5 protein-coding genes are annotated in these 4,403 nt (G+C 68.8%); 1 reads left to right on the forward strand and 4 read right to left on the reverse strand.

The genetic code is table 11. The features are described 5' to 3' along the window. Window positions 1-90 precede the first annotated feature (90 nt). The 4 genes from AC04L7_RS12980 to purM are packed head-to-tail and all read right to left on the reverse strand — an operon-like array spanning window position 91 to window position 3,116. Window positions 91-768, reverse strand: coding sequence for a DUF3108 domain-containing protein (locus AC04L7_RS12980; protein WP_436001078.1), 678 nt, complete (start codon window positions 766-768; stop codon window positions 91-93). A 53-nt stretch (window positions 769-821) separates the two neighbouring features. Beyond that, a complete protein-coding gene (purN, locus tag AC04L7_RS12985) occupies window positions 822-1,475 on the reverse strand; it encodes a phosphoribosylglycinamide formyltransferase (protein WP_475513151.1) in 654 nt (217 codons plus the stop codon). Next, complete coding sequence (locus tag AC04L7_RS12990) at window positions 1,472-2,092, reverse strand: DUF2238 domain-containing protein (protein WP_435999988.1); 621 nt, start codon at window positions 2,090-2,092, stop codon at window positions 1,472-1,474. The genes purN and AC04L7_RS12990 overlap by 4 nt, the downstream gene beginning before the upstream one ends. Window positions 2,093-2,099: 7 nt before the next feature. Then, complete coding sequence (gene purM / locus AC04L7_RS12995) at window positions 2,100-3,116, reverse strand: phosphoribosylformylglycinamidine cyclo-ligase (RefSeq protein ID WP_436001076.1); 1,017 nt, start codon at window positions 3,114-3,116, stop codon at window positions 2,100-2,102. A gap of 170 nt (window positions 3,117-3,286) precedes the next feature. Here purM and AC04L7_RS13000 point away from each other — a divergent pair, with 170 nt between their 5' ends. Continuing rightward, complete coding sequence (locus tag AC04L7_RS13000) at window positions 3,287-4,372, forward strand: DUF2066 domain-containing protein (RefSeq protein ID WP_435999986.1); 1,086 nt, start codon at window positions 3,287-3,289, stop codon at window positions 4,370-4,372. The last annotated feature ends 31 nt before the right edge of the window (window positions 4,373-4,403 follow it).

The raw sequence follows: 4,403 nt of genomic DNA on the forward strand, positions 1-4,403 counted from the left end.
CCTCGACGGCCCAGGCGGGCGCGCTGGCGCCGGCCAGCAACATGGCGGCCAACAGGGCGCGCGGATACGGGAGTGAATTCTTCGTCATGTTCACGGTGCTCCTTGGTATTCGACCAGGCGGAGATCCACGCCGTCCTGTCCGTTTTCCCGCTGCAGGATGCGCACGGGGGTGGGCACGCCATCGGCGACCCAGAAAATCGTTTCGTCATCGCCGCCGTTGGCCCGGCTGACGCGCAGGGCGCTGTAGCTGAGGTCTTCGACGGTCACGTTTTCCGGCTCGGGCGACACCACGTACTGGTAGTCGCGGATGCGGCCATTGTCCACGACCCGGTAATCGAGTTGCCTGCCGGGAGCAGCATCGCGGATCACCGCGAGGTTCATCAGCAGCGCGCTCACGTCGCCCGGCTGCAACGGCAACGGCGCGCGCCGGCTCTTCTTGATGTCACCCTGCCACTGCGCGGTTCTGGCGTTCCAATCGTAGGTGCCCACCATTTTCTTGCCCATGAGCAACGCATGGCGGACGGTGGCCTGGCTGAGGGGGCGGAACTGGCCACCAGCGGTATCGAAGACGGTGCTCTGTTCGATGTTCAGTCCCGCCAGACGCGCGAACCCGCGCGTCCCTTTCACGTTCAGGTCGATCTCCCACTGGCTACCCGCCTTGGGTACCACCTTCATGCTCGCGCTGCCGGCCAGCTTGCCCTCGTTGTAGGCCTGGTAGCTGGCCACGAACGGCTCCAGCGCCAGCGCGGGGGCAGCGGCGCCGGCCATTGCCAGGCCGAACAGCAGAGGGCGGAGGGAGCGGAACATCGGAAGAGCGAGGCTCAGGGCAGCAAACGGTCGGCTGAATCTAGGGACAGGGCATTTAATAGCGGCTGACCGTGACAGAGCGTGATGTCGCCCTGTTCAGCCAGTGCGCCTGCGGCCGCTAGCCGCAGTACCGCCACCAGCAAGGCGTGTTCGCGGGGGAGCAGGCGCGCTGCCAGTGTCTCCGGCGTATCGCCTTCCAGGATCGRTACCTTCGCCTGGGCGATGACGGCGCCGGCATCCAGTTCAGGAATGACGAAGTGGACGCTGGCACCGTGCTCCGGGTCGCCCGCTTCGATCGCGCGGGCATGGGTGTGCAGGCCCCGGTACTTGGGCAGCAGCGACGGGTGGATGTTCAGCAGGCGCCCACGGAAGCGGGCGATGAAGGCGTCGCCCAGGATGCGCATGTAGCCCGCGCACACGACCCAGTCCGGCTGGCTCGCGCCGACGGCCTCCGCCAGGGCGGTTTCATACGCCGGGCGATGCGGGAAGGACGCGGGACGCGCGCTCCAGCGGCGATCGCGGGGTACCTGCCGCAGGGCGGGGGCGTTCGGCTTGTCTGAGAACACGCCCACGACCTCGGCATCCAGGGAGCCGGYATCGATGGCTTGCAGGATCGCGCGCAGGTTGCTGCCGCGACCCGACGCCAGGACGGCAATGCGTGTGGTCACGCCGGCGCTCCCTTGCGTTCCGCGGAGGCCAGCGGCCAGACGACCAGGGCGCCGAGCGTCGCCAGCAGCATGTCTGCGTGCGCATCCCACACGTCGCCCTGCTGGCCGTTGTAGGACTCGGCCGCTTCGGGGGACATCGTCAGCGCGATGCCCCACTCCAGCCACTCGTACGCCAGGCTGGTGCACATGATCAGCATCACCGCCAGGCCAAAGGCCTGTCCGACCGACAACCGCGGCCACCGCTGGCGCAGCCAGTGCCATGCGGCCGGGGTGAAGCAGACGCCGTACATCAGGTGGATGAAGCGGTCGAAGTGGTTGCGTTGCAAGCCGAAGGCGTCCGCGGGCGACCAGCCGAGCGCGGACTGCATCCAGGCGTCGTAGGGCACGTACGAATACAGCCAGCGCGCGCCGATGCAGTGGGCGACGATGAAGGCGCAGATCAGCGCGAAGTGCGAAGGCCGCAGCGGCCAGCGCCGGTCATGCCGCCACAGCCACGCCAGGCCGAGCACGGTGAGGCTGCTGTGCATCGCCTGTTCGACCGGCCAGCGCGGTGCGATCCAACTGGCGGCGAACACCGCCAGTGTCAGCCCGAAGGCGATCGCCTTGTTACGCGGCATGCCGCGCTCAACCGATGTGGACGCGTTCGCCGCTGCCGGCAGCGACGACTTCGCCGATCTGCCAGTGGGTCAACTGCAAGCGGGCGAGGTCGGCCTGTACCGCGGACAGCTGGTCCGGTGCGACCACCAGCACGAAGCCGATGCCGCAGTTGAAGGTGCGCCACATTTCGCTGTTCTCGACCGCGCCCTCGCGCTGCAGCCAGTCGAACACGGGCGGCAGCGCCCAGGCGCTGGCATCGATCTCCAGGCCCAGCCCCTCGGGAACCACGCGGATGATGTTCTCGGTCAGGCCGCCGCCCGTGATGTGCGCCATGCCGTGCAGGTCGTGCGCCTGCAGCAGTTCAAGGATCGGCTTCACATAGAGGGTCGTGGGCGCCATCAATGCGTCCGCGAGTTTCACGCCGCCGACGTCGATGTCGGCCGGGCGGCCCGCGCGGTCGTAGATGCGACGGACCAGCGAGTAGCCGTTGGAATGGGGGCCGCTGGAGGCGATGCCGACCAGCACATCGCCGTCACGCACCTTGGCGCCATCCAACAGTCGCGATTTCTCCACCGCCGCCACGCAGAAGCCGGCCAGGTCGTATTCGCCCGGGCCGTACATGTCGGGCATTTCGGCGGTCTCGCCCCCGATCAGTGCGCAACCGGACAGTTCGCAGCCGCGGGCGATACCGCCGACCACGGCCACCGTGGTGTCGACATCCAGCTTGCCGGTGGCGAAGTAGTCGAGGAAGAACAGCGGCTCGGCGCCCTGCACCAGTACGTCGTTCACGCACATGGCGACCAGGTCGATGCCGATGGTGTCGTGGCGACCCAGTTGCTGGGCCAGCTTCAGCTTGGTGCCCACGCCATCGGTGCCCGAGACCAGCACCGGCTCGCGATACTTGCCCGACAGGTCGAACAGCGCGCCGAAGCCGCCCAGGCCGCCCATCACCTCCGGCCGGAAGGTGCGCTTCACCAGCGGCTTGATGCGCTCGACCAGCTCGTTGCCGGCGTCGATGTCGACACCCGCGTCGCGATAGGTCATCGGGGTGGGGCTGGAAGGCGTCGGCTGGGTCACGGGTCGTCGTCGGTGGGGCAAGAGGCGTGATTTTAAAGGAATCGGTGCGTCGAGCGGCCGTCCTGAACGGGTGCCGTTGGCGGTACAGGGTCATTCGGGMAACAATCCACCGGGTCTGTAGAGCTCAAGGACGCTCGATGCGCCGGATCCCAGGTATCGCACTCGCCACGGCATTGCTGCTGGCGGCACTGACCACGACGCCCCCCGTGCAGGCGCAGTCCGGCCTGCGCACGGAAGGCGACGCGGTCTCCGCACGCGGGCTGTACCAGGCGGAGGTGCCGGTCAACGGGCAGGGCGAGGCGGAGCGCCAGGGCGGCTTCGCGCGCGCGCTGGGCAACGTGCTGGGCAAGCTGTCGGGCGACCGTGGCGCGATGTCGCGCCCGGGCGTGGGCGCCGAACTGCGCAACGCCAAGGATTACGTGGAGGGGTATGACTACCGCCAGGACCAGGGCACGTCGGCCACCGGTGCGCCCACCTTCCGCACGACGCTGGTGGTGCGTTTCGATGCCGACCAGGTCAACGGTCTGGCCGGCGCGCTGGGCCTGCCCGTGTGGCCGCAGCCCCGTCCCAAGCCGGTGGTGTGGCTGGCGATCAACGATGGCAGCGGGCCGCGCCTGGTCGGGCTGCCGCAGTCCAATGCCGCGCGACCGCTGCTGAACCGCGCCATCGAGCGGGGGTATGGCCTCGGCCTGCCGGCGGGCGGCGCGGCGGAGCAGGCGCTGGTCGGTGCCATCTGGCGCCAGGATACCGCTGCCGTGGCGCGTGCCTCGGCCCGCTACAGCCCGCCGATGCAGCTGATCGGCAAGCTCTACCGCAACGCCAAGGGCGGCTGGACGGCGGACTGGGTGTTCGTCGACGCCGGCAAGGTGCTGGCGAAGTGGTCGGTGACCGATGCCGATGCGCGCCGCGCGATGGCCTCCGGTGCCGACGGTACGGCCGACGCKCTGGTCAAGCGCTATGGCAAGCGCGGCAGTGCGGGTCCGGCCGGTACCTACCGCGTGCTGTTCACCGGCATCCGCAACACCGATGACTACCTGCGCCTGACCGGTCACCTGCAGAAGATGGCCGTGGTCCGCCGCATCACGCCCGTGCGCGCAAGTGGCGACGTGCTGGAATTCGACCTGGAGCTGGTCTCCGGCCTGGCCGGCTTCCGGCGCACCATGGGCGACGACGCTCCGTTCACCGGTGGCGAAGGCGAGCCGCCGGCCTACCAGATGCGCTGACACAAGGACGCTGCATGGACCTCTCTTCAAC

This window comes from Pseudoxanthomonas sp. LjRoot204_2 (assembly GCF_056175765.1).

Coding starts and splice junctions, on each gene's coding strand:
- AC04L7_RS12980 (WP_436001078.1), bottom strand. CDS start 768: ATGGCCGGCGCCGCTGCCCCCGCGCTGGCGCTGGAGCCGTTCGTGGCC.
- AC04L7_RS12990 (WP_435999988.1), bottom strand. CDS start 2,092: ATGCCGCGTAACAAGGCGATCGCCTTCGGGCTGACACTGGCGGTGTTC.
- purM (WP_436001076.1), bottom strand. CDS start 3,116: ATGACCTATCGCGACGCGGGTGTCGACATCGACGCCGGCAACGAGCTG.